Origin of the sequence: Paenibacillus sp. FSL H8-0079 (assembly GCF_037991315.1) — a bacterium.
Lineage (GTDB): Bacteria > Bacillota > Bacilli > Paenibacillales > Paenibacillaceae > Paenibacillus.
The window spans coordinates 1,585,148-1,609,653 of sequence record NZ_CP150300.1 but is presented as its reverse complement, the minus strand read 5'-3'; the positions used below and the strand labels follow the sequence as shown (position 1 = coordinate 1,609,653).

At 46.5% G+C, this 24,506-nt stretch carries 27 protein-coding genes, 1 tRNA gene, 2 pseudogenes and 1 riboswitch; of the genes and pseudogenes, 13 read left to right on the top strand and 17 right to left on the bottom strand.

The features are described 5' to 3' along the window. Positions 1–12: 12 nt before the first annotated feature. Together MHI06_RS07085 and MHI06_RS07080 are read right to left on the bottom strand one after the other, a co-directional pair. Positions 13–258 carry a zinc ribbon domain-containing protein gene (locus MHI06_RS07085; protein ID WP_169480105.1) on the bottom strand — a complete coding sequence of 82 codons (246 nt, stop codon included), beginning with the start codon at positions 256–258 and terminating at the stop codon, positions 13–15. A 209-nt stretch (positions 259–467) separates the two neighbouring features. Further along, a complete protein-coding gene (locus tag MHI06_RS07080; RefSeq protein ID WP_017690005.1) occupies positions 468–887 on the bottom strand; it encodes an organic hydroperoxide resistance protein in 420 nt (139 codons plus the stop codon). A gap of 385 nt (positions 888–1,272) precedes the next feature. Here MHI06_RS07080 and MHI06_RS07075 point away from each other — a divergent pair, with 385 nt between their 5' ends. Continuing rightward, complete coding sequence (locus MHI06_RS07075; protein ID WP_340402071.1) at positions 1,273–2,568, top strand: Nramp family divalent metal transporter; 1,296 nt, start codon at positions 1,273–1,275, stop codon at positions 2,566–2,568. A gap of 131 nt (positions 2,569–2,699) precedes the next feature. On the opposite strand, the gene MHI06_RS07070 is transcribed toward MHI06_RS07075, so the two are convergent. Then, positions 2,700–3,383, bottom strand: coding sequence for an HAD family hydrolase (locus tag MHI06_RS07070; protein WP_340400954.1), 684 nt, complete (start codon positions 3,381–3,383; stop codon positions 2,700–2,702). A 174-nt stretch (positions 3,384–3,557) separates the two neighbouring features. Then, complete coding sequence (locus tag MHI06_RS07065; protein ID WP_248278103.1) at positions 3,558–3,956, bottom strand: hypothetical protein; 399 nt, start codon at positions 3,954–3,956, stop codon at positions 3,558–3,560. A gap of 115 nt (positions 3,957–4,071) precedes the next feature. Further along, a riboswitch (cyclic di-AMP (ydaO/yuaA leader) is annotated at positions 4,072–4,247 on the bottom strand. A 371-nt stretch (positions 4,248–4,618) separates the two neighbouring features. On the opposite strand from MHI06_RS07065, the gene MHI06_RS07060 reads away from it, so the two are divergent. Then, entirely contained in the window at positions 4,619–5,098 is a 480-nt protein-coding gene (locus MHI06_RS07060) for a glutathione peroxidase (RefSeq protein ID WP_091015296.1), read from the top strand. A gap of 149 nt (positions 5,099–5,247) precedes the next feature. Here MHI06_RS07060 and MHI06_RS07055 read toward each other — a convergent pair. Continuing rightward, a tRNA-Leu gene (locus tag MHI06_RS07055) sits at positions 5,248–5,330 on the bottom strand. Positions 5,331–5,756: 426 nt separating this feature from the next. Here MHI06_RS07055 and MHI06_RS07050 point away from each other — a divergent pair. From MHI06_RS07050 to MHI06_RS07040, 3 genes are all read left to right on the top strand, one after another. Further along, positions 5,757–6,458 carry an urease accessory UreF family protein gene (locus MHI06_RS07050; protein WP_340400953.1) on the top strand — a complete coding sequence of 234 codons (702 nt, stop codon included), beginning with the start codon at positions 5,757–5,759 and terminating at the stop codon, positions 6,456–6,458. Between the two features lie 265 nt (positions 6,459–6,723). Then, positions 6,724–6,927, top strand: coding sequence for a hypothetical protein (locus MHI06_RS07045; RefSeq protein WP_017690011.1), 204 nt, complete (start codon positions 6,724–6,726; stop codon positions 6,925–6,927). A 27-nt stretch (positions 6,928–6,954) separates the two neighbouring features. Then, a complete protein-coding gene (locus tag MHI06_RS07040) occupies positions 6,955–7,590 on the top strand; it encodes a hypothetical protein (protein ID WP_169480109.1) in 636 nt (211 codons plus the stop codon). Between the two features lie 31 nt (positions 7,591–7,621). On the opposite strand, the gene urtE is transcribed toward MHI06_RS07040, so the two are convergent. The 5 genes from urtE to urtA all read right to left on the bottom strand — a co-directional run bounded on the left by urtE (position 7,622) and on the right by urtA (position 12,517). Then, on the bottom strand, positions 7,622–8,317 hold the full coding sequence (gene urtE / locus MHI06_RS07035) for an urea ABC transporter ATP-binding subunit UrtE (RefSeq protein ID WP_169480110.1): 696 nt from the start codon (positions 8,315–8,317) through the stop codon (positions 7,622–7,624). Continuing rightward, positions 8,295–9,104 carry an urea ABC transporter ATP-binding protein UrtD gene (urtD, locus tag MHI06_RS07030; RefSeq protein ID WP_340400952.1) on the bottom strand — a complete coding sequence of 270 codons (810 nt, stop codon included), beginning with the start codon at positions 9,102–9,104 and terminating at the stop codon, positions 8,295–8,297. The genes urtE and urtD overlap by 23 nt, the downstream gene beginning before the upstream one ends. Beyond that, positions 9,067–10,158: an urea ABC transporter permease subunit UrtC gene (gene urtC, locus MHI06_RS07025; RefSeq protein WP_340400951.1), complete on the bottom strand. Its 1,092-nt coding sequence runs from the start codon at positions 10,156–10,158 to the stop codon at positions 9,067–9,069. The genes urtD and urtC overlap by 38 nt, the downstream gene beginning before the upstream one ends. A 21-nt stretch (positions 10,159–10,179) precedes the next feature. Further along, positions 10,180–11,085 carry an urea ABC transporter permease subunit UrtB gene (urtB, locus tag MHI06_RS07020; RefSeq protein WP_340400950.1) on the bottom strand — a complete coding sequence of 302 codons (906 nt, stop codon included), beginning with the start codon at positions 11,083–11,085 and terminating at the stop codon, positions 10,180–10,182. A 181-nt stretch (positions 11,086–11,266) separates the two neighbouring features. Next, positions 11,267–12,517: an urea ABC transporter substrate-binding protein gene (gene urtA, locus MHI06_RS07015; protein ID WP_340400949.1), complete on the bottom strand. Its 1,251-nt coding sequence runs from the start codon at positions 12,515–12,517 to the stop codon at positions 11,267–11,269. Between the two features lie 261 nt (positions 12,518–12,778). Here urtA and MHI06_RS07010 point away from each other — a divergent pair, with 261 nt between their 5' ends. The 8 genes and pseudogenes from MHI06_RS07010 to MHI06_RS06975 all read left to right on the top strand — a co-directional run. Continuing rightward, on the top strand, positions 12,779–13,081 hold the full coding sequence (locus MHI06_RS07010; protein WP_036669066.1) for an urease subunit gamma: 303 nt from the start codon (positions 12,779–12,781) through the stop codon (positions 13,079–13,081). Positions 13,082–13,098: 17 nt separating this feature from the next. Then, on the top strand, positions 13,099–13,488 hold the full coding sequence (locus MHI06_RS07005; RefSeq protein WP_062833120.1) for an urease subunit beta: 390 nt from the start codon (positions 13,099–13,101) through the stop codon (positions 13,486–13,488). Beyond that, the gene (gene ureC / locus MHI06_RS07000; RefSeq protein ID WP_340400948.1) at positions 13,485–15,203 is read left to right on the top strand and encodes an urease subunit alpha; all 1,719 of its coding nucleotides are present in this window, start codon (positions 13,485–13,487) and stop codon (positions 15,201–15,203) included. The genes MHI06_RS07005 and ureC overlap by 4 nt, the downstream gene beginning before the upstream one ends. A 33-nt stretch (positions 15,204–15,236) precedes the next feature. Next, complete coding sequence (locus MHI06_RS06995; protein WP_340400947.1) at positions 15,237–15,932, top strand: urease accessory protein UreF; 696 nt, start codon at positions 15,237–15,239, stop codon at positions 15,930–15,932. Positions 15,933–15,965: 33 nt separating this feature from the next. Next, a complete protein-coding gene (gene ureG / locus MHI06_RS06990; protein ID WP_062833117.1) occupies positions 15,966–16,685 on the top strand; it encodes an urease accessory protein UreG in 720 nt (239 codons plus the stop codon). Beyond that, positions 16,591–17,562, top strand: a complete 972-nt coding sequence (locus tag MHI06_RS06985) for an urease accessory protein UreD (RefSeq protein WP_340400946.1) — start codon at positions 16,591–16,593, stop codon at positions 17,560–17,562. The genes ureG and MHI06_RS06985 overlap by 95 nt, the downstream gene beginning before the upstream one ends. 245 nt (positions 17,563–17,807) lie before the next feature. After that, positions 17,808–18,629: pseudogene (locus MHI06_RS06980) on the top strand (IS30 family transposase); the annotation flags it as partial. Between the two features lie 42 nt (positions 18,630–18,671). Continuing rightward, a pseudogene (locus MHI06_RS06975) lies at positions 18,672–19,228 on the top strand (transposase); the annotation flags it as partial. Between the two features lie 206 nt (positions 19,229–19,434). Here MHI06_RS06975 and MHI06_RS06970 read toward each other — a convergent pair. From MHI06_RS06970 to MHI06_RS06940, 7 genes are all read right to left on the bottom strand, one after another. Further along, positions 19,435–20,403, bottom strand: coding sequence for an MBL fold metallo-hydrolase (locus MHI06_RS06970; protein WP_340400945.1), 969 nt, complete (start codon positions 20,401–20,403; stop codon positions 19,435–19,437). A gap of 94 nt (positions 20,404–20,497) precedes the next feature. Further along, positions 20,498–20,893, bottom strand: coding sequence for a nuclear transport factor 2 family protein (locus MHI06_RS06965; protein ID WP_340400944.1), 396 nt, complete (start codon positions 20,891–20,893; stop codon positions 20,498–20,500). Then, positions 20,883–21,689 (bottom strand): MBL fold metallo-hydrolase, encoded by an 807-nt coding sequence (locus MHI06_RS06960; protein ID WP_340400943.1) that lies wholly within the window; start codon positions 21,687–21,689, stop codon positions 20,883–20,885. The genes MHI06_RS06965 and MHI06_RS06960 overlap by 11 nt, the downstream gene beginning before the upstream one ends. Before the next feature lie 93 nt (positions 21,690–21,782). Next, the gene (locus MHI06_RS06955) at positions 21,783–22,496 is read right to left on the bottom strand and encodes a DsbA family oxidoreductase (protein WP_340400942.1); all 714 of its coding nucleotides are present in this window, start codon (positions 22,494–22,496) and stop codon (positions 21,783–21,785) included. Positions 22,497–23,219: 723 nt separating this feature from the next. Next, positions 23,220–23,459, bottom strand: a complete 240-nt coding sequence (locus MHI06_RS06950) for a hypothetical protein (RefSeq protein ID WP_340402070.1) — start codon at positions 23,457–23,459, stop codon at positions 23,220–23,222. 29 nt (positions 23,460–23,488) lie between these two features. Then, positions 23,489–23,614, bottom strand: coding sequence for a hypothetical protein (locus MHI06_RS06945; RefSeq protein ID WP_340400941.1), 126 nt, complete (start codon positions 23,612–23,614; stop codon positions 23,489–23,491). A gap of 84 nt (positions 23,615–23,698) precedes the next feature. Further along, a complete protein-coding gene (locus tag MHI06_RS06940; RefSeq protein WP_340400940.1) occupies positions 23,699–24,271 on the bottom strand; it encodes a flavin reductase family protein in 573 nt (190 codons plus the stop codon). Positions 24,272–24,506 lie beyond the last annotated feature (235 nt).

Here is a 24,506-nt window from a genome sequence, read left to right as displayed (position 1 = left end):
ACTCGCGCATGTCTACCCGCCAAACAGAATATCCAGAATCGTCCCTACCTGCCCTTGTTTTTTACCTTTCAAGACATCTGGATCAAAAACTTCAACATACCCGCAGGAAGCACAGCCCACAAACAGGTAGTGGTTATGCTGAATATCGAACACCTTGCTCAGGCCTGCTCCTGACATGGAAATTTCCTTAATGTTACAATCTGTGCTCCTGCATTTCGTACATACAAATCGCCGCTCGATCATCTCTTCAATACTCATCTTCGTTCCCCCTTTATGGAATGTGTAGCATGAAGTGGGAGTGCAATTATGTAAAATAGTACGCGATCTGGCATGGAATATCCTGCATCATGTCCAATATTTAATCAACACAAAACCCTGCCGATTGCCAGCAGGGCTTTGTACTTGAACATCAGGTATCCAGGATACCCTGCTCTATATGTTCCCCGTTACTTACAGGAAGTCAAATCTCAGACTACGTTTAATACAACATCAATGTTGCCGCGTGTTGCTTTGGAATACGGACAGAAATCATGCGCCTTGCGGGCCAGATCTTCGGCTTGACTGTGATCCACACCAGGCATACTCACGTCCAGACGAACAGATAATTGGAAACCGTCATCCGCAGGGTCTTTACCAATGGATACGTTACTTGTTACTACCACATTCTCCAATTTCACGCCCGCTTTGCGTGCTACATTGGCAAGAGCACTTTCATAACAGGCGCCATATCCAGCTGCAAAGAGTTGCTCAGGGTTGGTACCTTCACCACCGGAACCACCAAGCTCTTTGGGCATTTTCAGATCATGCTTGAGCACGCCATCTGAAGAAGTCACCGAACCTGTACGTCCACCTTTAACTGTCGCTACTGCTGTATATAAAGCTTCCATTAAGAATCTCTCCCTCATCAATATAATTTTTAACTGCCTTCCTTTCAATTTAAACTTCTGGCTCATTTTGAAACGCATTTTGGATCTTTATCAGCTTTTACATCTTTATTATTTTCATGCATTTCAACTTCATGGCTGTATTTTCTCTAAGGTTGGGTAATATACGAAGGGGCATCTTCAAGCTGCAGCAGAAATTTTGTGCTGATACATAAAAGTTGCACTAGACAAAAATAATTGAAGGGGTACAATGTAACAATAAACATAAAAATTTAGATATATCATAAGCGGTTCATTCCGCATCAATATTTCAAAGTCAGGTGATTATCGTATGAGTAAAAAAAATCCGTTCAACGCCCCTTCAAGAGAATCATTATCTACTGCGGGCATGGCGCCTTCACTCGGAGAAGCGCATAACTCCATGAAAGTTCCACAGAATGCTGCATGGTGGAAGAAATTCCTCGCCTTTGTAGGCCCTGGATACCTCGTTGCCGTAGGCTACATGGACCCCGGCAACTGGGCAACAGATATCGCAGGCGGCTCGCAGTTCGGGTATACCTTGTTATCCGTCATCCTACTCTCGAACCTGATGGCCGTTGTACTTCAATCGCTGGCTGGCAAGCTCGGCATCGTCACTGGACGAGATCTGGCTCAAGCCTGTCGCGAACGTTTTAGCATGCCTGTCGTCATGATGTTATGGATTCTGTGTGAGCTTGCCATTGCAGCCACCGATCTGGCTGAGGTTATAGGTTCTGCCATCGCGTTAAAGCTGTTATTTAACATTCCCATGTTATACGGCGTGATCATCACCGCAGTCGATGTACTACTGATTCTTGTACTGCAAAACAAAGGCTTCCGCGCTTTGGAAACACTCGTCATTGTGCTGATGGCAACCATTGCCCTCTGCTTCGGGATTGACCTCTTCCTGGCGAAACCAGATATGGGCGGTGTGCTCCATGGTTTTGTACCGAATGTTGAGATTTTGCAAAACCCGGCCATGCTCTATATCGCTATTGGTATTATTGGAGCAACCGTGATGCCGCATAATCTGTACCTGCATTCTTCCATTGTGCAGACCCGTCAGATTGAACAGACAGCACAGGGCAAAAAAGAAGCCATTCGGTACTCGACCATGGACTCTACAATCGCACTGACACTGGCCCTATTCATTAATGCAGCCATCCTGATTGTATCTGCAGCTGTATTCCACAGTGCTGGTATGACGCAGGTTGCCGAGATCGCTGATGCCTACCATCTGCTGACACCTCTATTGGGTACAACGGTTGCAAGTATTCTGTTCGGTGTGGCGCTGTTAGCATCAGGTCAGAACTCTACCCTTACAGGTACACTCGCTGGGCAGATTGTTATGGAAGGTTTTCTGAACATTCGAATTCCAGCATGGCTGCGCAGACTGGTTACACGTCTGATTGCCATCATTCCGGCGGTAATTGTTACAGCGATTGCAGGCGAACATGGCACAGAAGAATTGCTCATTTTGAGCCAGGTTGTGCTGTCTCTTCAATTACCTTTTGCTGTAATCCCTCTGGTGATGTTCACGAGTGATAAAAAAAGCATGGGTGCATTCGCCAACAAGTTATGGCTCAAAATCATCTCATGGGTCATTGCCGCTGTTATCGTTGTGCTGAATGTATATCTGATCATTCAGACAATCCGGTTGTTCTAATCTGGTTCTAATCGACTAAATAATTAAAAGGCTGATCGACTCCGGTATGCTATACCCAAGTGATCAGCCTTTTATTGTTGCTGTACAGCAACGTGTTTTCATTTAGAGTAGAACCTCTCATACGCAATCATCTAATCCTGGTTTGGTATCAGTAAAGGCAGGAGCTGATCCAATGAATCAACGGTCCAATCCGCACGTTCGTCATCCGATCGTTCCGGCTGGAATCTCCCATAACCCTGCATAATTCGAATCGTGCGCATGCCCAGCTTCCGGGCAGGAATAATGTCATTATCAATCCGATCCCCGACCATGACAGCCTCCTCCGGTTCACAGCCTGCCTGTTTCAAGGCCACAGCGTATAGCTCAGGGTCTGGCTTGGACACCCCTTCTTCAGCCGAACAGGCCAGAACGTCAACATACTTCCGTAATCCGTAACTCTCCAGTCTCTCTTCCGTTCCGGGACTCTGATTGGCAATAATGCCAATACGATAATACCGTGACAACTGCTGAAGAACGGAATCCGCTGAAGGAAAAGGACGTTCAAGATCTTTTTGAAACTTCAGCTTGTCCTGAATCTGTTTCTGGTGCTTCTCGTCTTCAATGAATGTGCGAATAGCCACTCTCATGGGCCATTGCTCATATTTCCGGTAACAGTTCGCGAACAGTTCGCGTACCGCCTCAATTGTCACCGGATACCCCAAAGCACAAGCTTCACGGACGAATTGTCCGATAATATCATCAACCGGCTCCCATTCATCCACCAGCGTATCTCCAACATCAAAAAACAACCACTTTAATCCACCTACATCCGGCACGCCAATTCCTCCTTGTAAGCATAAAAAAGAAGACCCACCATTATGCATGAGTCTCCTCAAATTTCCGTTTATCGATGAATCAATTTCATAATACCTTGAGTGAATTCTGAAATTGATTCTAATACATTCAATTATAACAGGCACCTTACACCTGAGCAATCACAAGCTATGGCATCAACCATTGAGGAGAAAGCCGACTTCCCCATTGAGCGAATATACAATCCGGTCTGCGCCCATCCCCCGATAGATGCCCTTTGGATTACTCTGCTCCGTAATGACACACAGGGATTTAGATGTCCATGAACGGCAGATCTGCAAATAACGACAGGTCAGATTCAGACTGTTCTCGAAAATAAACACATTGCCTACGCTACCCTGCGGCAAAAACCATTTTTGAGCTGCAGCCGTATTCATTCGAATAACATGCTCTACCCCGATTCTGCGGAGTCTCCGCTCTTCTCCTGCACTGTTGGTTAGAACGGCAAACGGCATTTTTTTGTACATCAGCAATTTGATAAATTTGCGTCCTGCTTCATTTGGAGCAGTCACTAAGATCATCTCAGTATCCATCATTCGTTCCTCCCTTGGCGTGAAAAGACAACAAAAAAGAAGCGTGGGGGACCAAGGCCTCCCGAACGCTTCTTAAATAACCCATGGCGAAAACACCATGAACCAGCGTACGGCTTGTTGCCTCTCCCTTTAACGCTTACGAGGTTAGCTGACGGATTCGGGCGCGAGAGTCGCCCTATTTCCGGCTGTCACCGGAAAATTCACCCCATGAATGCCCACTGTCCTGGACAGCGCATTCCGTTGGTTCCCCCGTTTCCCATTCATCAATGAATGGAAACTCAGCGATTAAAACATCGTTCGTATATCTCAAGGTAAGATCGAGCGATATTATCGTTTGTTTCGTTTTTCAAGTACAATTTAGTTTAAATTGAAATTACGTTATGAATCATACACCCCCGCCATGACGGTGTAAAGTCCGCAGAGATCACCGAATCGGCAGATTTTTGCCAATAATCATCCATAATAACGCTTACAATAAGGTTATACTCTATCCATCTCTTCAAGGCTATCTAATTCTCACTCTGACGAAAATCACTTCGCAATTCATTCACGTATTCTGCACAACTTGTCTGTTTTGATTCTTTTAACACTATATTAGTTTTGCAATATTTAATTGCAACCAATATAATAGAAGATATAAGAGTATATCAATGGAGGCGATTTAGATGACAGTCTACGATTACAAAGTGAATACCCTTCGCGGTCAAGAAGTTGAAATGTCCGACTACCGTGACAAAGTGCTCCTGATTGTGAATACGGCAAGCTCATGCGGCCTTACCCCTCAATTCAAAGGTCTGCAAGAACTGCAAGACAAGTTTCAAGATGCTCCATTTGAAGTTCTTGGTTTCCCAAGCAACCAGTTTGCACAGGAAAAAGGTTCTTCCGACGATATTGCCGAGTTCTGTCAGATGAATTATGGCGTGAGCTTCCCCATGTTTGAGAAAATTGATGTGAACGGCTCAAGCGCTCACCCACTTTTCCAACACCTTAGCACAGAAGCTCCTGGCTTGCTCGGCTCTAAAGCAATCAAATGGAATTTCACCAAATTCCTTGTGGATCAGAACGGACAGGTACTGAAACGTTATGCTCCCAAAACAACACCTGACAAGATTGAAGAAGATATCAAGAACTTACTCCAAAAATAATACACAGGCCACCCGTAGCCGGAAGGTAGAGCACCATTGCCCCCGGTAATGGATGGCCTTTTTTTCAACCCAAATGTCATACTGTTCGAAAAAAGACAAAAAAAGAAGCTTTCCAATAACGGAAAGCTTCTTCTTCATCGTTCATATGATGCGGTCGAGAGGACTCGAACCTCCACGGGCATACGCCCACTACCCCCTCAAGATAGCGTGTCTGCCATTCCACCACGACCGCATGTCGTAAATAATCGGCAACAGAATTGATTATACCGGGTTCTGATCTAAAAGTAAAGTGTTTTCTATTACTTCTTTTTCAGATAGGCATTTTCATCAAAAATCGCATATTCTCGTCATCTTTACCCATGAACTGCATATTATTAGATTCGATCCCCTCTTTTCCGGTTAGAGCCGATCTTGTTGATTCATTTATACGTAGCCCTCCCTACATTTCGCAAACAATTAACTTTAAATGTTATATAAAATAACACAAATATTGAATTACAGATTTAATTTGCTGAATTTCAATGACACTATTGACAAAAAGCGGACATTTATGGGATGATAACTATCATATAATTCGGATTTTCAAACATAAAGCAAAAAAAAAGGAATATAAATGTTACTTAAAGTTACATTTAACGAACACAGGAGGCGAATGATCGTGAACCGTGGGAATAAGCTGCTCGATTATGTTAAACTGCTTGATTCCTCTATTCAGGTTGGAGGGTTTACCCATTCCTTCGGCATGGATATCCATATCAAGGAGGGTACCATTCGTAATGCTGAAGATCTCGAATCATTCATGCGTTGTCAGTTGCACCCCAGCATCGTTCGTCTTGAAGGCATGGCTATCAAAGGCATCTATACCGCAGCAGATCACAAGGATACATGGCGGATAGCCCTGATCGACAAGCTCGTCCATGTTCAGCGAACTCCTGGAGATCTCAGAGAACAAGCTGCTACCATGGGTAAACGATTGATCAGACTTGCACGCGCTCTGCACCCCTGGATTGATTTCAGCCAGCTTGAACAGATCTTCGCCAAATATGATTCGGTTGGCTGCCTCTCCACTGTTCACGCCTGGATTAACCACCACCTCGATATCCCTGTCGAGGCGGCAGTTCTTGGTTATCTGCATTCAGCCATGAATGCCTGCATAACCGAAGCCTCCAAAGTCATTCCTCTGGACACCGATACAATCAAAGAACTGACGGTACGCCTGGCCGCAGATCTGGAGAATGAATGGAACACCGTCAGCGCCTCGGCTGCGGATGGACTGGCACAGCCAACCTCGATGTCCATGAAATCGTTTTTCCCCAGTTTCCATATGCTTGGAGCTGGACTTCATGCCTACAGGGCCTAATCCTTGTCCACCTACACCTACTCCCCTTCATTCAGACAAACAAAAAAACACGCGGCAACCTCCTTGCCGACGTGTTTTTTGTCATTTTATTGGTTTTTTTAACGTATTTACGCCATTTTACATCACAAAATACACTTTTTTCCGTCTTTTTTAATTGTTAGATGACGGATTTACGTATATAATAAAATATACAGCTCGCATTTCTATATATTCTACATGAAGAAAGGGCGACTGAATACTACATTCTAACCAGGGGTGAACCCTTTTGAACAAGAAAAAACCAGTGACTCCGTTCGGATGGGCCATCAAACGACGGCTAACCGAACTTCAAGTGGACCAGAAGACTTTTTGTGAACAGCACGGCATCCCACCCTATCGTTTATCCAATCTCATTCACGGCACACGCAAAGCAACCCGATTCAGACACCTGGTCGCTGATATTTTGGATATTCCAGATGAACTGAGATAAGATTTTTGCCAAAGGAGGACCCCATCCATGAGACATGTTACATCCGATCTGGAGAGGCTGTCGTTCCAATCCATAACTCACCAGCTCATCATCGTTGATCACGATTGGATTATCCACAGTTGTAACCGCGCCTGGCAACAGGAACTCGGTCAACTATTACCCAACCCGGATGCGAACAGTACTCATAGACATTACCTGCATCTGTTGGAAGCCTGGGCATTACAAGGCAAGAACGCCAATATGGCACTTGTCGCACAGAATTTGAAAGAACGCGGAACACCCTTTAGTCGAAATCATACATATGACATCTGCGTGTATACGGTATACAACGAAGAGAGGTGGTTTCGTGTGGAACTCACCCCTCTATCTCACACTAACTCAAACCTGAATACCGATCTCGCTTTGATTGCCCACATGGATATTACCGAACAGAAAAAGACAGAACGCCAATTGAAGAAGGCTCTGTCTGACGTGCGCACCTTGCGCGGATTACTGCCTATTTGCGCTGTCTGCAAACAAATCAAGGACGAAGAGGAACATTGGAACTCCGTGGAAAGTTATCTGGAGAAGCATACCCACGCCGAATTCACCCATGACATCTGCCCGGAATGCATCCGGCGGTTATATCCGAAATACTCGAATATCCTGGACAAGCGCTCCTGAATACTCAATCCACTTGACACGCTAACTACAACTACACGGATAGATGATGTTCAAATTGCGACATATCCAGTTCTTGCGGTGTCCCGTGCAGGGTAATGGCACCTTTGTCCATGATATAGATATAATCTGCGGCACTGCGCACAAAATCAATACTCTGCTCCACCAGTAGAACCGACAGATTCCCTTTTGCCTTGAGCTGTAAAATAACCTGCCGAATGTCCTCCACGATGGAAGGCTGAATGCCTTCTGTCGGCTCATCCAGTAGCAATAACCCCGGACGCGAAGCCAGCGCCCGGGCGAATGCCAACTGCTGCTGCTGTCCACCACTCAGATCTCCACCCTGCCGTCCATACATCGTAGCAAGCACAGGAAACATCGCCAGTACATCCTCCGGGAACGTTTTTACTCCCGGTGCACTTGTCTCCAGACCGAGCAACAAATTTTCTTTCACCGTAAGCTGCGGGAAAATCTCCCGCCCCTGCGGTACATAACCGATGCCTGCCCTTGCCCGCTTGGCTGTGTCCAACGTGGACAACTCCTGATTTTGCCACTGAATACTGCCCTTGCGTATTTTGAGCAGCCCCATCAATGTTTTCATCAACGTTGTTTTACCCACACCGTTACGGCCCATCAGACACACCACCTGTCCAGGCTGTACGTCCAGGCTCACACCTCGAAGCACATTACTTTCCCCATAGCCGGATTCAATTCGTTGCAGCGACAGCATGGTCATCCCTCCTTTTGCCCAGATACACTTCTGCCACTTTCGGATCCGCCTGTACTTCCGCCATCGTACCTTCCTTCAACAGTTTACCTTCATGCATCACGGTCACCTTGGCTGCGAACTCTCGTACAAACTCCATATCATGCTCCACCACCACAACTGAGCGCTCACGCGCAATCTCTTGCAGAAGTCGCCCCGTCTTGTGTGTTTCTTCATCCGTCATGCCTGCGGCTGGTTCGTCCAGCAACAACACACGAGGCTCCTGCAAGAGCAACATGCCGATCTCCAGCCACTGCTTCTCCCCGTGGGATAATGCTCCTGCACGGGCGTTAATGCGGTCTTGCAGACCAATCTGGAGGCTAATATGCTCCATGGCAGCACTCATCTTCCCATATCGTCGAATACCGATGGCTTGCAAAGGGGAACGACGAGTCTCCGCCGCCAATGTCAGATTCTCCTGCACCGTCAGACCCGCAAAGATCGATGGCGCCTGGAATTTGCGTCCTACCCCTTTACGAACAATCTGGTGCTCCCTTATTCGGGTCAATTCCGTACCATCCGCCATCTTTACCGAGCCGGACATGGGTTTGGTTTTGCCACATATCACATCCAGCATCGTCGTTTTCCCTGCACCATTCGGTCCAATCAGAAAATGCAGGTCATGCTCATGCAGCTTCAGATTCATGCCTTTGACAGCAACGAACCCACCAAAGGCTACCGTTATATCCTCCGCTACCAACACCGTTGACTCCTCAGTAGACTTCAGGTTTTTCCCGCGTGACTTGGACATGTGCACTCTCTCCTCTCCGCTTCAGCAAACGAACGATATGACGATATACACCTACAATTCCGTTTGGCATGAACAAGACTACCGTTACAAAGAGCCCACCAATGACGAACAGCCACCCTTCAGGGTAAGCCTCGCTTATGCCTGTTTTGGCTGCATTCAGCACCACTGCTCCGATGACCGCTCCAATAAGCGTACCTCGACCACCCAGCGCAACCCACAGGACCATCTCAATAGAAGGCACAATCCCCATCATCGATGGCGAGATAATACCGACCTGAAGAACAAACAACATGCCCGCGATGCCTGCAAGCGCACCGGAAAAAGCAAAAGCCAGTGTTTTATATCCTGCCGGATCATATCCGAGAAATCGCACCCGATTCTCTCCATCCCGCGCAGCTTCCAGCACCTGACCGAACCGGCTGTTCACCATTCGACGACACAGCACATAAGCAATCACCAGAACAGCAAGCGTTATATAATAGAGAGCAATCGTTGTTCCTGCGGAATGAAGTGTAAATCCAAAGATCGAATTATACCCGGTAATGCCATTCGTTCCGCCCGTCCATTCCTGTTTGCCCACAAACAATGTCACCGTAATGAGAACCAGGGCTTGCGTCAGGATCGTAAAATATACACCGGTAATCCGGTTACGGAATGTAAACCAGCCCAGAGCAAAGGCGAGCAATGCGGGAAGGGCTATCCCCAATAACACCGCCACCGGGAAAGAGCGAAACGGTTCCCAGAACCACGGCAGGCCGCTGAGACCACTCCATCCCATGAAGTCCGGAAGTGTTGCACCGCTAGCCTGAAGTTTCAAATACATCGCCATCGCGTACCCACCCAGACCGAAGAACACACCATGGCCTAGACTCAGTACACCTCCATATCCCCAGATCAGATCGAGACCAATGGCCAGGATCGCCAGCGCCAAAAACTTGGCTAACAGACTCAGACGAAACTCCGTGGAGATCAGTGGAGCGAGACACATCATGATCAGTACAACCGCCCAGATAATCCTCATTTTCAGACTGCCAGTCTTGAGTAATGCCGACATGAACTAACCCCCTTCTTCACGTTAATCGAGACTCCGTGTGCGTATCGCGACCAAGCCGCGTGGTTTCCATTGCAGAAAAGCAACGATACATACGAACACGAGCACCTTTCCAATGGAAGCCGAGGTATAGGTTTCGAACAACATGTTGAACATACCGATCCCCAGTGCACCGCACACGGTTCCGACCAATTTCCCCACACCACCCAGGACAACCACCATGAACGCATCCACAATATAATACGTACCAAGCGAAGGACCAATGGGACCAATGAGCGTTAACGCACAACCAGCGATTCCAGCGATTCCCGAACCAATCGCAAAGGTCATGCCATCTACCCGTCGTGTCGAAATGCCCAGACAGCCCGCCATGCTCCGATTCTGCATTACAGCCCTCATTCGTCTTCCGGAAGATGTTCGATAGATATAGAGGTACATGCACAGCAGCACAACCGCAACCAGTGCGATAATGAAAATTCGTTTATACGGAAATACAATGCCACCCGAGATCGCCAATCCACCATTGAGCCAGGCTGGACTGGATACCCCCACATTCGACGCTCCGAATATCGTACGGGCCAGTTGTTGCAGCATCATGCCTACACCCCACGTCGCAAGCAGACTGTCCAACGGCCTGCCATACAGATGCCTGATCAACACCACTTCAAGCAACCAGCCAATCAGAGCAGCTACAATGAACGCAATCGGCAGAGCCACAACAAAGTAAGCACCGAACCACGCCGCGGGAGCATAGGACATAAACAGATTTTGTGTTACATACGTTGCATACGCACCGATCATGATCAGTTCACCGTGAGCCATGTTGATCACATTCATCAGCCCAAATGTTACTGCAAGCCCCAATGCAATCAACAACAGAATTGAACTGATACTCAGACCGTTGAACATCTGCAGGATAAACATATCCATCGCTATCCCCTCCTCCATACCGTGACTCTCGATATTTCACATGACTTCAATTTGCGGCAGAATATATTAAACGTCACAGTAACGCTTTACCGCAATGTGGTGAGAGGATGTGTTGTCACACCCTCGTCTATGAATTGGCTGCTTTGAAGCTAGTTGCCTGTTTTATTCCGAGGTTTCTATGTTATTTAGCGCTGAGGGAAGCTCCCCATTCATACGTTTTCAGATAAGGGTCCGGCTTGACAGGTTCACCAGAATTCCACAATTCCTTGAACTGCCCGTCTTCCTGCACCTCACCGATCCGCACCGTTTTGTAGATATGTTGATTCTCTCCATCCACAGTTACCTTACCTTCGGGAGCATCAAACTCCAGACCCTTGGCAGCCGCTTTCACCTTCTCCACGTCGGTTGATCCTGCTTTTTCCACCGCCGCCTTCCAGAGATAAACTGCTACATATCCCGCTTCAATTGGATCTGCTGTCACTCTATCAGCGCCATATTTTTCTTTATACTTGGCAACAAATGTTGCATTCTCAGGCGTATCCGTTGTCTGATAATAATTCCATGAAGCCAGATGCCCCTTCAATACGTCTGCACCAATGCCACGGATTTCTTCCTCCGCTACACTGACCGACAAGGTTGTCATCTGATCCGAGGAGATTCCAGCATCCTTCAATTGTTTGAAGAAAGCTACATTACTGTCTCCGTTCAGCGTATTGTATACAATATCCGGCTTTGCAGCCTTGATTTTGCTAATGATGGTACTATAATCGGTATGTCCCAGCGGTGTATATTCCTCACCCACCACTTCGCCGCCTTCTGCTGCGAGTTGCGCCTTAATGACCTGATTGGCCGTTTTCGGGAATACATAATCTGAACCGAGCAGATAAAACGTCTTACCCCTGTTCTCCAGCAACCAGGTTACGGATGGAACGATCTGCTGATTCGTTGTTGCTCCTGTATAAAAAATATTTGGCGATGATTCCAATCCTTCATATTGCACTGGATAAAACAATAGACCTTTGTTCTGTTCAAACACTGGGAGCATAGCCTTCCGACTAGCAGAGGTCCATCCGCCAAATACCGCAGCGACCTTATCTTGTTGTAGCAGCTTTCCAGCCTTCTCCGCAAAAGTAGGCCAATCTGAAGCGCCATCCTCAACTACAGGCTCGATCTGTTTACCCAGAACTCCGCCCGCGGCGTTGATCTCTTCAATGGCAAGCATCTCGGCATCTTTAACAGACACCTCACTGATCGCCATCGTTCCGCTGAGGGAATGTAGGATGCCAACTTTAATCGGTTCACCGGATGCCGCCGGCTCTCCTGTACCACCTGAACCCGACGCTTCAGGCGGCGCAGCTCCCTCCACACATCCTGTCATCACAATGACCGCACCGAGCAAAATACTCCATAACTTGACCGACCTCTTCTTCAATAGCCTACACTCCCTTTTTTTAGTCTATTGACGAACATTAAGGTCATTTATGTCCGAAATGTTCGTTGATCCAAATTATGGAGCGTCACACTCTTCATGTCAATATAGCTTACATAATTTTATTTCATGCCTACTCGTTTCATGCATACTGCTAATAAGCCCGGAAGCTTATTGACAAAGGATTCACCCTGTGTGAGTATATTTAACATATAATATGATCCATGAACATATCAGACATTTTAAGCGAAAGGTCGGATTGCCTTGCACTGGACTGAGCAGGAAAAGGAAAAACTCCTGATTACCGTGGCCGCTAACCTCTCCCGTGAACGAAGAGCACGCGGACTTAAGTTGAATGTTCCCGAAGCCATCGCCTTGTTGACCTCCGAATTGATGGAACGAGCACGGGATGGAATGAGTGTTGCCGAATTAATGAGATACGGAGGTACCATCCTGACACGCGAAGACTGCATGGATGGCGTTCCCGATATGATTCCTGAAGTACAGGTAGAAGCCACATTTCCTGACGGTACGAAACTGGTTACCGTACATGAACCTATACGCTGAGAAAGGCAGGAGAAACCATGATTCCTGGTGAATACCGTTTGAAGCCAGATGACGACATCATCTGTCATCCGGATCGTTCAACCCTACGCCTGATTGTCCTTAACCGCGGCGACCGCCCCGTCCAGGTCGGATCTCACGTTCACTTCTATGAAGTTAATGCGGCACTGGACTTTGATCGCACGTCAGCTTTCGGACATCGCCTGCACATTCCGGCAGGTACCGCAGTCCGCTTCGAACCCGGTGAAGAGAAGCCGGTTGAACTCACGACCTTTGGCGGCAAACGCCAGATTCACGGGTTCAACGGATTAACCGAAGGTTCTGCGGATCAAGCTCCTGATCCACAGAAACTGGAGACATTCCTGAAGACGTTCTCTCCTCCCATACAAGATGGGGGTGAACCTTCATGAAACGAATGAGCCGTGAACAATACGCATCGATGTTCGGACCCACAACCGGTGATGCTGTCAGACTTGCGGATACCGAACTATGGGCAGAGATTGAACATGATTATGCCGTCTACGGAGACGAGAGCAAATTCGGGGGTGGTAAGGTTATCCGCGACGGGATGGGCCAATCTACCTCTGCCCTCCGTAGTGACGGTACCCCTGATACTGTTATCACCAACGCCATCATTATCGATCATTGGGGCATTGTAAAAGCAGATATCGGCATTCGGGATGGTCACATCTGCGCCATTGGCAAATCCGGTAACCCGGACACAATGGATGGTGTGCATCCCGCACTTGTCATCGGTGCTTCCACCGAAATCATCGCCGGTGAAGGCATGATTGTAACTGCTGGAGGCATCGATACCCATATTCATTTCATCTGTCCACAGCAGATTCAGACTGCGTTATCCTCCGGGGTCACGACCATGATCGGCGGTGGAACAGGACCGGCAACGGGAACCAAAGCTACCACTTGTACACCAGGAGCCTGGCACATCCACCGGATGTTAGAATCGGCAGAGGCTTTTCCCATGAACATCGGTTACCTCGGCAAAGGCAACAGTTCCAGTACCGCACCTTTAATCGAACAGATTGAAGCGGGTGTAATCGGCCTGAAGTTGCATGAAGATTGGGGTACTACCCCGAGCGCGATCGACGCCTGCCTGACTGCCGCCGGGGAACATGATGTTCAAGTCGCTATCCATACCGATACACTGAACGAAACCGGATTTCTCGAAAACACACTAGCAGCGATCAACGGCCGGACGATCCACACGTACCACACGGAAGGCGCTGGTGGCGGACACGCACCGGATATTATCCGTGCCGCTGGGGAGTCCTACGTCATCCCCTCATCAACCAATCCAACACGACCGTACACACGCAACACCGTGGAAGAACACCTTGATATGTTGATGGTCTGTCACCATCTGGACCCTTCCATCCCGGAAGATGTGGCTTTTGCCGATTCCCGGATTCGTCCAGAGACAATCGCAGCCGAAGACATTTTGCATGATCTTGGCGTGTTCAGCATCATCAGTTCCGATTCACAGGCCATGGGACGCGTGGGTGAAGTCATTATCCGTACCTGGCAGACAGCTGACAAAATGAAAAAACAGCGCGGCAAACTCGAACTCAACCCGGATTCACCGTCCGATAACGATCGGATCAAGCGATATATAGCCAAATACACCATTAATCCAGCTATCGCACATGGAATCGGTCATCTCGTCGGTTCGGTGGAAGTTGGCAAACTGGCAGATCTGGTGGTATGGAAACCGGCTTACTTCGGTGTTAAACCCGAGATCGTCATCAAAGGTGGCATGATTACATTCGCCCAGATGGGTGATCCCAATGCGTCCATCCCGACACCTCAGCCCGTATTCGGCAGGCCCATGTTCGGAGCCTATGGTAGCGCCATCGCCAGCGGATCAATCACCTTTGTCTCCCAAGCCGCGGCAGATGCAGGGATCAAAGAGACATTGGGCCTGAAGAAACGGGTTGAACCGGTCAAAGGCTGCCGCTCGGTCAGCAAAAAAGACATGATTCATAACGATGTCACCCCCGTTATTGAAGTCGATCCCGAAACCTATGAGGTACGCGCCGACGGCGAACTGCTCACATGCGAACCCGCAGACGAGTTGCCTATGGCACAGCGGTACTTTATGTTTTGATAGGAATACGGATTAGCTGATAAGGGGGCACTCATGATGAACAGTGGAACGAAGTTACTCCGTTACGTTCAGCTGCTGGATTCGGCCCTGCCCATCGGTGGTTTCTCCCATTCCTTCGGTCTGGAAGCTTACACGCATGATGGCACCGTGCGGAATACCGCACAGCTTGAACAGTTTATTCGCAGCCAGCTTCATTCCAGTCTCGTGCGACTAGATGGTCTTGCCATCAAAGGCGTCTATCAAGCGATAAAACAGCAAGATGCCGCTCTACTCGCTCTATACGACAAACGCGTGCATGCCCAGCGCTCCCCTCGGGAACTCAGGGAAAGCGGCCACAAGATGGGCAAGCGATTGCTCAAGCTCGCCCGTTCACTCTATCCATGGATGGACTTTTCCCTGATCGATGAGGCCATACGGGAATACGGCGCGTATGGTGGCATCACGACCATTCATGGTTATATCAACTATCAATTGGAGATTGGATTGGACGAAGCCGTTACCGGGCATCTGTATACCTCAGTGAACGCTTATGTGAACAGCGCACTTCGCCTGCTGCCCATCGGACAGACCGAAGCGCAGATGTTGATTCAGAAACTGCTTGATGATATTGAAGCGGAATGGGCTCTCATTCGGGAAAATGAACCGGAAGACATGCACAGCTTCGGAATCGCCCAGGAAATCTATGCCATGCGACACGAGACTTTACCCGCGCGGCTGTTTATGTCTTAACTACAACTTTTATCTAACCTAGGAGGAATTGTTATGTGTGGAGGAGCTAATCATACGCATCATCCGGAGTGGAAACGCAACGAATTTGATCGGAGTCGTCCGATGCGAATTGGCATTGGTGGACCGGTAGGTTCAGGTAAAACAGCCCTTGTGGAGAAGCTGTCCAAGGCACTGCGTACACGTTATAGCCTTGCTGTCATCACAAATGACATTTACACCAAAGAAGATGCCGAGATTTTGCTGCGTCAGAATGCATTGGCACCAGAGCGTATTATCGGCGTTGAGACAGGCGGATGCCCGCACACGGCTATTCGTGAGGATGCCTCCATGAATTTTGAAGCAGTTGACGAGTTGATTGAACGCTTCCCGGATCTGCAACTGATCTTCATCGAGAGCGGCGGCGATAATCTCTCTGCTGCATTCAGTCCGGAACTGGCTGATGTGTTCATCTACATTATCGACGTTGCCCAAGGAGAGAAACTTCCTCGCAAAGGCGGTCCCGGCATCACGCGTTCAGATCTGCTGTTAATTAACAAAACCGACCTCGCCCCTTACGTTGGAGCAAGCCTGGAAGTGATGAAAAATGATACCGAGCGGGTACGCGAAGGCCGTCCTTATGTCATGTCTAATCTAATGAGCGGTGAAGGTGTATCCGAGATTGTCCACTGGCTTGAACATCAATATATGGATGACGATGCTTCCGCTGCACATCTGCATTCACACAGCCATGAGCATGGCACTCACTCGCATTAATTCATCTTCCGTTCCTACGGGAACAGAGATGAATCGGAACGAAAGTGCAAGTGAGCCCGTCACGCGCCGCAGCGAGCTTCGAGCCACCTTTGCCTTTCAAGGTGAGCGCACTGTCATGACCGATCGTTATTACAGTGCGCCTCTCCGGTTTAGCCGATCCTTTCGACCTCCCGGAGGTGGAACCGAATTATGTGTGTACACGTCAGACGTCTCTCCCGGAGTCCTTAACGGGGATCATTATCATTCCCAGTGGGAATTAGGGGAAGGCACCCATGTCATGCTGAGCAGCACATCTGCTACCAGACTTCATCCTACACCTTCCATTCCTTCATCCGTTAATCATCACTTTCGGTTGGGAAAAGGGGCCACACTGGAATACTTTCCTGAATGTGTGATTCCCTTCAAAGGCAGTTCATCATCCCTCGCTGTAACCTTTGAGCTGGAAGACCAGGCGATTCTGGCCTATGCAGACATCTGGTCTGCCGGACGGATTCATCGGGGAGAAGCATTCCAATTTGAGCGTTACCGCAGCTTGACGGAGATATGGCAAGGCGAGAAACTGGCTGTCTGGGATCGATTCGGACTCGAACCGGAAACCGATGACCCCAAACACTCAGCATCCCTCCTTCACTATACTCACACGGCTGCATTGTGGATGATTGCCCCAGGACTGGGCACTGCGGAGCTGGAACAGGTCAGATCCGCTCTGCCACCAGATGGACGAATGCTCGCAGGGGCGAGTTTGTTGGCAACCGGCGGCATCGGCGTTCGACTCCTTGGCATGGCAGCTTGGGAGCTTCAGGAGCAATGTCTTCAGATCTGGAATACACTCCGCCCCCATCTGCTAGGCAAAGAAACCCTCGTCTTTCGTAAATAAAGATATGGAGCATAAGTTAACACAAAAAAACCTCTGAACTGTCTCCGAGTGTGTTCGGATTATAAAATGTACCCTATAAGATGGACACTTTGAAAAAAGTCCACCTTATAGGGTATTTTGTTGATAATGAGACGAATTGTAATATGAAGTGCGACACCTACTGGAAATAAATAAAAAATGGCCCATGGCCGGATTCGTGTAGAATGAAGTCACCACAACACCATTCACACAAGGAGAATCCAACCATGAGCTACAGACATCTTAGCATAATCGAAACCAGTAAGTTAGAGATCCTCCACAGACAAAGGTAAAAGCTCAAGATCGATTGCGAAAGAACTGGGTAGGTAGGCATCCATCAACGATTTGTCGTGAGTTAGATCGTGTGGCTTCATCACATCCTTACCAGGCAGAACAAGATCAGAATGCTTATGAGAAGCGTGTCGTAAGGCTTCGGTCTTTCCAGGGAATAGGTCAGACGCCTTGGCTGGTTCACTGGAAAAACTGGAGGCAAAGTGGTCTCCGGAACAAATCACCGAAGGGCGGCGTACAGTCTCTTTCAAAACCATTTATTGCTGGATCTAAGCTGGGCGCCTGGTTCGAGGCGTATAACAGGTTCTTTGGCACAAAGGGAAGCGTCAGAAACCCGTAGAAACGCGCGGTAAATTCGCCATTGGAAAAACTATTACAGATCACCCGAAAGAAGTCGTTCCCGTGAAACGTTTGAGCACTGGGAACTGGATACCGTTGTATCGGGTCGTGGGAATAGTAAAGGCCGCGTAGCGACGTTGATTGAACGCAAAACGCGTCTATATACCGCTGTTCTCATGCCCGATCGCACCGCTTTGTCGATGGAGATTGCGCTCGGTGTAGCGATCTCACAGTATCCCACGGTAACCTTTCTCACAGCAGCCACGGCTGACCGAGGCAAGGAGTTTGCACACTATGCCAATCTAGAAACCACCCATAACCTGCACGTTTATTTTGCTGATCCGTATTCATCCTGGCAACGCGGATCCAACGAGAATGCGAACGGGTTGCTTAGAGAGTTTTTCCCTAAAGGTACCGATCTCGCGGGAGTGTATGATGATGATCTCGCTCATTCACTCGATTTACAGGTGAAGACCGTCATTGGAGACGCAGCTTATTCCGAGAGGGATAATATTATTTACACCCATAAAAATGAGATTGAACTTGTAGCGAAATTGAATCCACTGATTACGCAAGGCAACCGTAAAAAGGAAGAAGAATTCCTGTTTAACAAGGATGCAGGGCGGTACGTGTGTCCAGCTGGGCATATGGCCGTCCGCAAGGCTCGGCAAGGCAAGAAAAGTATTGGTAAAACCAAACACATACTTATTATTTTGATGTAAAGCGATGTGTACGTTGTCCATTGAAGGAAGGTTGCTACAAAGAAGGTGCGAAAAGCAAGACGTATTCCGTTTCGATAAAATCTGAAGAACATGCCAAACAAATGGCATTTCAAGAAACGGAATATTTCAAAGAGAAATCTAGAGAACGTTACAAAATTGAAGCAAAAAACAGTGAACTCAAACATGGACACGGCTACGATATAGCCCTATCTTCGGGTTTACTTGGCATGCAATTACAAGGTGCAATGGCCATATTTGCTGTGAACTTAAAACGAATATTGAAGTTAGCAGAGTAAGGAGAATAGAGAACACAAACAAATAATGCCAAAAAAGAAGACATAACACCCAATACTTGGGTGTAAATGTCTTCTTTTTTGGCTAAACGTTATCCACTACTTGAAAAAAGCAAAGTTCTTCAGTGGCTTCGGTATTAACCCGGGCGTTTTAATGATGTAACCAATGATGTAAACCTCCAAATCTAATTCTCGGAGTTCACGTTAAATTATGGCCAGGAAATCTCACCTTTAATGACCTGGGCACTCGTTTCCAGGACACTAATATTATTGAAATCTGGATATGCTGCTTGCATCGCCGCAATCAGTTCTTTGGAATCCTTGGTTTTCTCTGTTTCAGCTTCGAATTTAGCAATGTAGTCCTTGGTGAATGTTATGCTGGATGTATCTCCAGCGCTCTCACCGAGGTAATGACCAGGTATAACCCGCTCTGGATTCAGGGCAAGGATCTGGTCCAGAATTTCACGCCACTCGTCGCGACTCTCTGGAGTCTGGTTATCTGCCATCCACACATGCTGGTTTTCGAAGATCGGAACACCACCCAGGATCGTCTTTTTCGACGGAACCCAAAGGACAGTATGAGAAGGATCTGGACCATCGAGACCGATTACTTGTATTGCTTCCCCATCAACTGTCAGATTATCGCCATCAAGAACATCGGGAATGATTTGCGCGGTCGGTGCATTTTCCTTCAAGATTGGATTCCAATAATCATTCTTTACCTGAATTGTTTCTGTGATCCCTTCTACAGTGGCCGGGGGAGCGACTATTTTCACATCAGGAAATGCTGCTTTGATCTCCGACAGACCAAAGTAGAAATCCGGGTCTTTGTGGCTTACATAAACTGTAGTCAGTGTCTTTCCGGTGTCACGAATCATTTGGACTACTTGCTGTGCATCATTTTTTTGGAACTGGGCATCAACGAGCACCACTTCATTCGGTCCTTCAATCAGGCTTGAGGAGACTGCGAATACGCTGTTTGCTCCTGGGTTAAATGTTGTGATCTTGAGATCGACTGACGACTTTTCCGTTTCTTCACTTGCCGTACTGGTTGTATCGGTATTCGACGAAGTATCTGTGGCACTATTCGTCCCACTTGCTGTTGTAGAACATGCACTCAGTACTAACATAAAACACAATAACAAAAGAGCTCCAATTGATGATTTTTTGCTTAACATTTATAAATCTTCCTCTCTTTTTCGATTACGATAATAAACCAACCATGATTTCAACGATATATTCATCCTCTGCCTATTTGCATTTATGAACCAATTATTCAGACACCATGGCACGCTGTACTAGGTAACTATCAACATATTGCTTAAATTTCAAAATCTTTTGATCTTCAAGCTTCCATATATGCACAAAATCTGCTTCGAAGTATTTACCCGTCTGTTTGTAAGTTCCTGAATACACACCTACCGCAACAATGGTATCTCCATCTTCATAAAACTCGCTGACTTCTGCTTTATATCCGTCCCATTCCGTTCCCAGACGGGAGAAAACATTTTTAAAGATTTCATCATATCCGATATATGTTCCAGCGTAAGGAAAACCTGCAGCTTCTGTCCATTCCGCATATTCCGCCAAATAGGTCTGGTACTTCACACCGTTTTCTTTAGAATCTCCTTCATACGTGCTTCTTATGATTCCCAGATTACTCGGCATGGTTCACCCCGAAAGCTTTGGCGGCAAGGATTAAGCCAATTTCGACAGTATTCAGCTCTGGGAAGCGAGATTTCACTTTAGCAATAATTTGATCTGTTGTCGGTGATTCGCTCAGCACTTCATCAAAAGCAACGAGGTAGCGACGAGTGTGTGCGATGGCTTCAGGGGTATTTTCCGTATTGTAAGCCTGATGGCCTGCGACCACGATTTCAGGATTCAGCGACTGCAATTCATCCAAAGTCTGATGCCATGCCTGACGGGATTCTGTATTGGTTTCAAGCGTCCATACAAAGGTATCATTATAAACAATATCTCCGGTAATGAGCGCTTTAATCGAAGGAATCCATACATAACTGTTATTTGGTGTGTCCCCTTGCAGGCGACCCTTGATCTTCAGTTCATGTCCCTCGAGTTCGATGATATCCTGATCCAGAACATCTGGGATTACTGGTACGTCTGGAACGTTGTTTCCAACTGTAGGCTTCCATTGAGCAATTTTTTTGGCAAATGTATTTTTGATGTCCTCAACTGTTTCTGCCAACGCCAGTACCTGAGCTTGAGGGTACACCGATTTTACAACCTGCAGACCGAAATAGTGATCTGGATGAAAGTGGGTTACGTAGATGTGCGTCAAGTTTTTTCCTAATTCAAGCAATCTGGCCGTAAGACGGTGCGCATCGCTAAGCAAAAATTGAGCATCGACTAGAACCGCATCCTTTTCTCCATATACGATAGCCGAGTTAACGTTAAAAGCTTGGGAGGAACCTGTAAATACTTCAATCGACAAATTAGACATAATTATTGACTCCTTTTAAATCGTTTTTTTTAATAATATGTTGTTCCGATATTGAAATGATCTGGACCTGCAAACACACAACTGATCGCTACATTACTTGATGCTGCATGCTCCATCACTGCATGTATCTGTGGATTCTGAATCCACAGCGGTATCATTTAACAATTGCAACGGCTGGGAATCCTTCCAAGCTGTTGTCAGAGTTTGCAGGAATTTATCGCTTGATTGTGCTCCAGATAAAGCATACTTCCGATCAATCACAAAGAAAGGAACACCCGTTGCGCCAAGTCGTTGTGCTTCCTCCTCATCCATACGAACCTCTTTAGCATACTCATCTCCGTTAAGAACATGGCGAATCTCGTCCTCGTTAAACCCTGCTTGTACAGCTAATTCAATTAAGGTTTCATGATCCCCTAAATGCCGACCTTCCGTAAAGTATGCCTTAAAAAAGTCTTGTATTATTCTCACTTTTCCATGCTCTGATGCGTATTTCGCTATTCGGTGGGCATCAAACGTATTGGTCAGTTGAATCGAATCAAAATGAAACGCAAGTCCAGCATCTTCGGCTTCCTTGCCGATATTGTTATTCATGGTGATGGCTTGCTCACGGCTCATTCCATATTTGCCGACCAACATGTCATGTACATCATGATCTACGCTTTTTGGAGCTTTGGGATCTAATTCGAAAGTTTTGAAAACAACTTTGACGTCTTCCTTGTTAGCAAATTGTTCTAGTGCTCTTTCGAACCTTTGTTTCCCGATAAAACAAAAGGGACATGCAAAATCCGACCAAACTTCTATTTTCATTTAGGTAACTCCTTTTCAGATAAATTTATTGTAACTAAAAAAGTTACAACTCATATGTTGTAATCATTATAGTTACAACTAGTCTGCTATGTCAAGTATCTTTTTCAATACCAAGTTAATTGCAGGTTCAATTTAGGCGGCCGCAGTAATAAAGTTAATTAACATTTCCCCCTCCAGGTGTCTCTACCTTGAGATTGATGCCCCTGTACTCAACTTTTTTTTCATTTACTTTGACCAGTCCACCCATAAGTTCCGTGCTTGAATTTCACTCATGACCTATATCAATACAGCAAATACCTGTGCATGCTGGCTATGCTCCTCTAGTCTGGTACCACCCTGAAACAGCCCGTCTCTACCAAACCCAATATCTGAGTACTGCCTGTTTGATCCCTACCGATTTCTTCAAGAAAATTCTAGCTGCATCAGCTATATCCACATAAAGGTAAAGAAGAGGGCTGACTGATTTAATTTTGCTATACTCCACACTTTGTTCCACTGAATTGTGGATGCAGGAAGCTGTTTGACCGATTTGGAACAGAAAAGTTGTATATAATTAGGGTAAGGATCACTATCTTGACCACCTCTGCTTCATATACTCGCCAGCTAATTTTTTGTGTGTTTTTGTAAGAAAATCACAAACAGCCGTGGACTGCCAGGAGTATATCCTTCCTGATTCCCACGGCTTATTTTTAAAATTTTGGTGTGTTTTTTAATAAATGATACCTACATAATATTACTAGCACCTAGCCCAAGTCTTTTGAGAAGATCCGTTAACTGTATTTTTTCCTCATTACTTATAGAAGACAAATTTTCAGATATGACTTCAATGTGTTGAGGAAAGATTTCTTTAAATAAATTTTGGCCCTTGTCAGTTAGGACTACATTTGAAGATCGACGGTCTGTTAGACTTGGCTCCCTTTTCACTAATTTTTTCTTTTCAAGCTTATCTACAACATATGTGATACTCCCACTAGGGATAGAAAATTTCTCACTTATATATTACTAATTCCATATCGTTCTATATCTTTTACGACATGGCCAAAAACACTTTTACTTGCCTTCACCCACACACGGAAAAGCTGTAAATCAATTTCACTTTGTTCATCTCCTTGAAACATTCAGTGGACCTCCTAAATGACCAACATTAGCGATGAGTATACCAGCTTTGCCCTACAACTTTTCATAATGACTTCAAAGACTCGTTATTCATTTTTCTCTAGATAAAAAGGATGATCTGTGGATTTTAATGTATCGTCAACCGTCAAATAAGTTGATCTTCCTAAGTACAGTGGTATTTGCAGCTTGGTCAAATCAGGAATTCCATCCTCTTGGAATAGAGAGTCATCGCGATAGGATTGCACAATTTCACCAGTAATAAATTCGTGGCTGCCATAGGAGTGGATATCTAGGATTTTGCATTCGTATGCACCGTACGCATCTGTGAGAATAGGGATATCCAATTTCTTTCCATCACGATATGAAATATCAAATTCTTTTAGTTTATCCTTCTGGTTACCAGAAAACGTACCTCCGGCTTGAATCCAGTTGGAACGGCTCGAAGGAAGAAAATTGATTCCGAAAGATCCACTTTCTAAAATTAAGTTGTATGAATATGTTTCTTTTCGAATTGAAATCCCATATATCGCCGGTTGATACGATATTAATGTGTGCCATCCTGCTGACATCAAATTTTGTTTACCATCATGACGGGAAGTGATCGACGCGACGATTCCCGGATAAGAGTACATCGAAAATTGCTCCATTGGTTGTAGCATAGCTCTCACTCCTTGTTTTTTTGATTTTCTCGGTTTATATGATTAAGCGGCGCGGACCTGCGCCTCAATGCAATTGACATTCTCATAGACTTCCGTGTATTCACTTTTTGACAGCAACATAGACGTCGGCTAACGTAATTTCATGGGAAGCTTTTCTTATTTACTTGCCTTCACCTCCACACGAAATAACCGTAAATCTATCTGACTTTGTTCATCTCCATGAAGCATTCACCAG

Coding starts and splice junctions, on each gene's coding strand:
- MHI06_RS06945 (WP_340400941.1), bottom strand. CDS start 23,614: ATGTTTCAAGGAGATGAACAAAGTGAAATTGATTTACAGCTTTTCCGT.
- MHI06_RS07085 (WP_169480105.1), bottom strand. CDS start 258: ATGAGTATTGAAGAGATGATCGAGCGGCGATTTGTATGTACGAAATGC.
- urtB (WP_340400950.1), bottom strand. CDS start 11,085: ATGGATATGTTTATCCTGCAGATGTTCAACGGTCTGAGTATCAGTTCA.
- urtD (WP_340400952.1), bottom strand. CDS start 9,104: ATGTCCAAGTCACGCGGGAAAAACCTGAAGTCTACTGAGGAGTCAACG.
- MHI06_RS06960 (WP_340400943.1), bottom strand. CDS start 21,689: ATGTCTAATTTGTCGATTGAAGTATTTACAGGTTCCTCCCAAGCTTTT.
- MHI06_RS06940 (WP_340400940.1), bottom strand. CDS start 24,271: ATGCTACAACCAATGGAGCAATTTTCGATGTACTCTTATCCGGGAATC.
- MHI06_RS06970 (WP_340400945.1), bottom strand. CDS start 20,403: ATGTTAAGCAAAAAATCATCAATTGGAGCTCTTTTGTTATTGTGTTTT.
- urtE (WP_169480110.1), bottom strand. CDS start 8,317: ATGCTGTCGCTGCAACGAATTGAATCCGGCTATGGGGAAAGTAATGTG.
- MHI06_RS07060 (WP_091015296.1), top strand. CDS start 4,619: ATGACAGTCTACGATTACAAAGTGAATACCCTTCGCGGTCAAGAAGTT.
- urtC (WP_340400951.1), bottom strand. CDS start 10,158: ATGTCGGCATTACTCAAGACTGGCAGTCTGAAAATGAGGATTATCTGG.
- MHI06_RS06955 (WP_340400942.1), bottom strand. CDS start 22,496: ATGAAAATAGAAGTTTGGTCGGATTTTGCATGTCCCTTTTGTTTTATC.
- MHI06_RS07040 (WP_169480109.1), top strand. CDS start 6,955: ATGAGACATGTTACATCCGATCTGGAGAGGCTGTCGTTCCAATCCATA.
- ureC (WP_340400948.1), top strand. CDS start 13,485: ATGAAACGAATGAGCCGTGAACAATACGCATCGATGTTCGGACCCACA.
- MHI06_RS07065 (WP_248278103.1), bottom strand. CDS start 3,956: ATGATGGATACTGAGATGATCTTAGTGACTGCTCCAAATGAAGCAGGA.
- MHI06_RS06965 (WP_340400944.1), bottom strand. CDS start 20,893: ATGCCGAGTAATCTGGGAATCATAAGAAGCACGTATGAAGGAGATTCT.
- MHI06_RS06995 (WP_340400947.1), top strand. CDS start 15,237: ATGATGAACAGTGGAACGAAGTTACTCCGTTACGTTCAGCTGCTGGAT.
- ureG (WP_062833117.1), top strand. CDS start 15,966: ATGTGTGGAGGAGCTAATCATACGCATCATCCGGAGTGGAAACGCAAC.
- MHI06_RS07075 (WP_340402071.1), top strand. CDS start 1,273: ATGGCGCCTTCACTCGGAGAAGCGCATAACTCCATGAAAGTTCCACAG.
- MHI06_RS07005 (WP_062833120.1), top strand. CDS start 13,099: ATGATTCCTGGTGAATACCGTTTGAAGCCAGATGACGACATCATCTGT.
- MHI06_RS07080 (WP_017690005.1), bottom strand. CDS start 887: ATGGAAGCTTTATATACAGCAGTAGCGACAGTTAAAGGTGGACGTACA.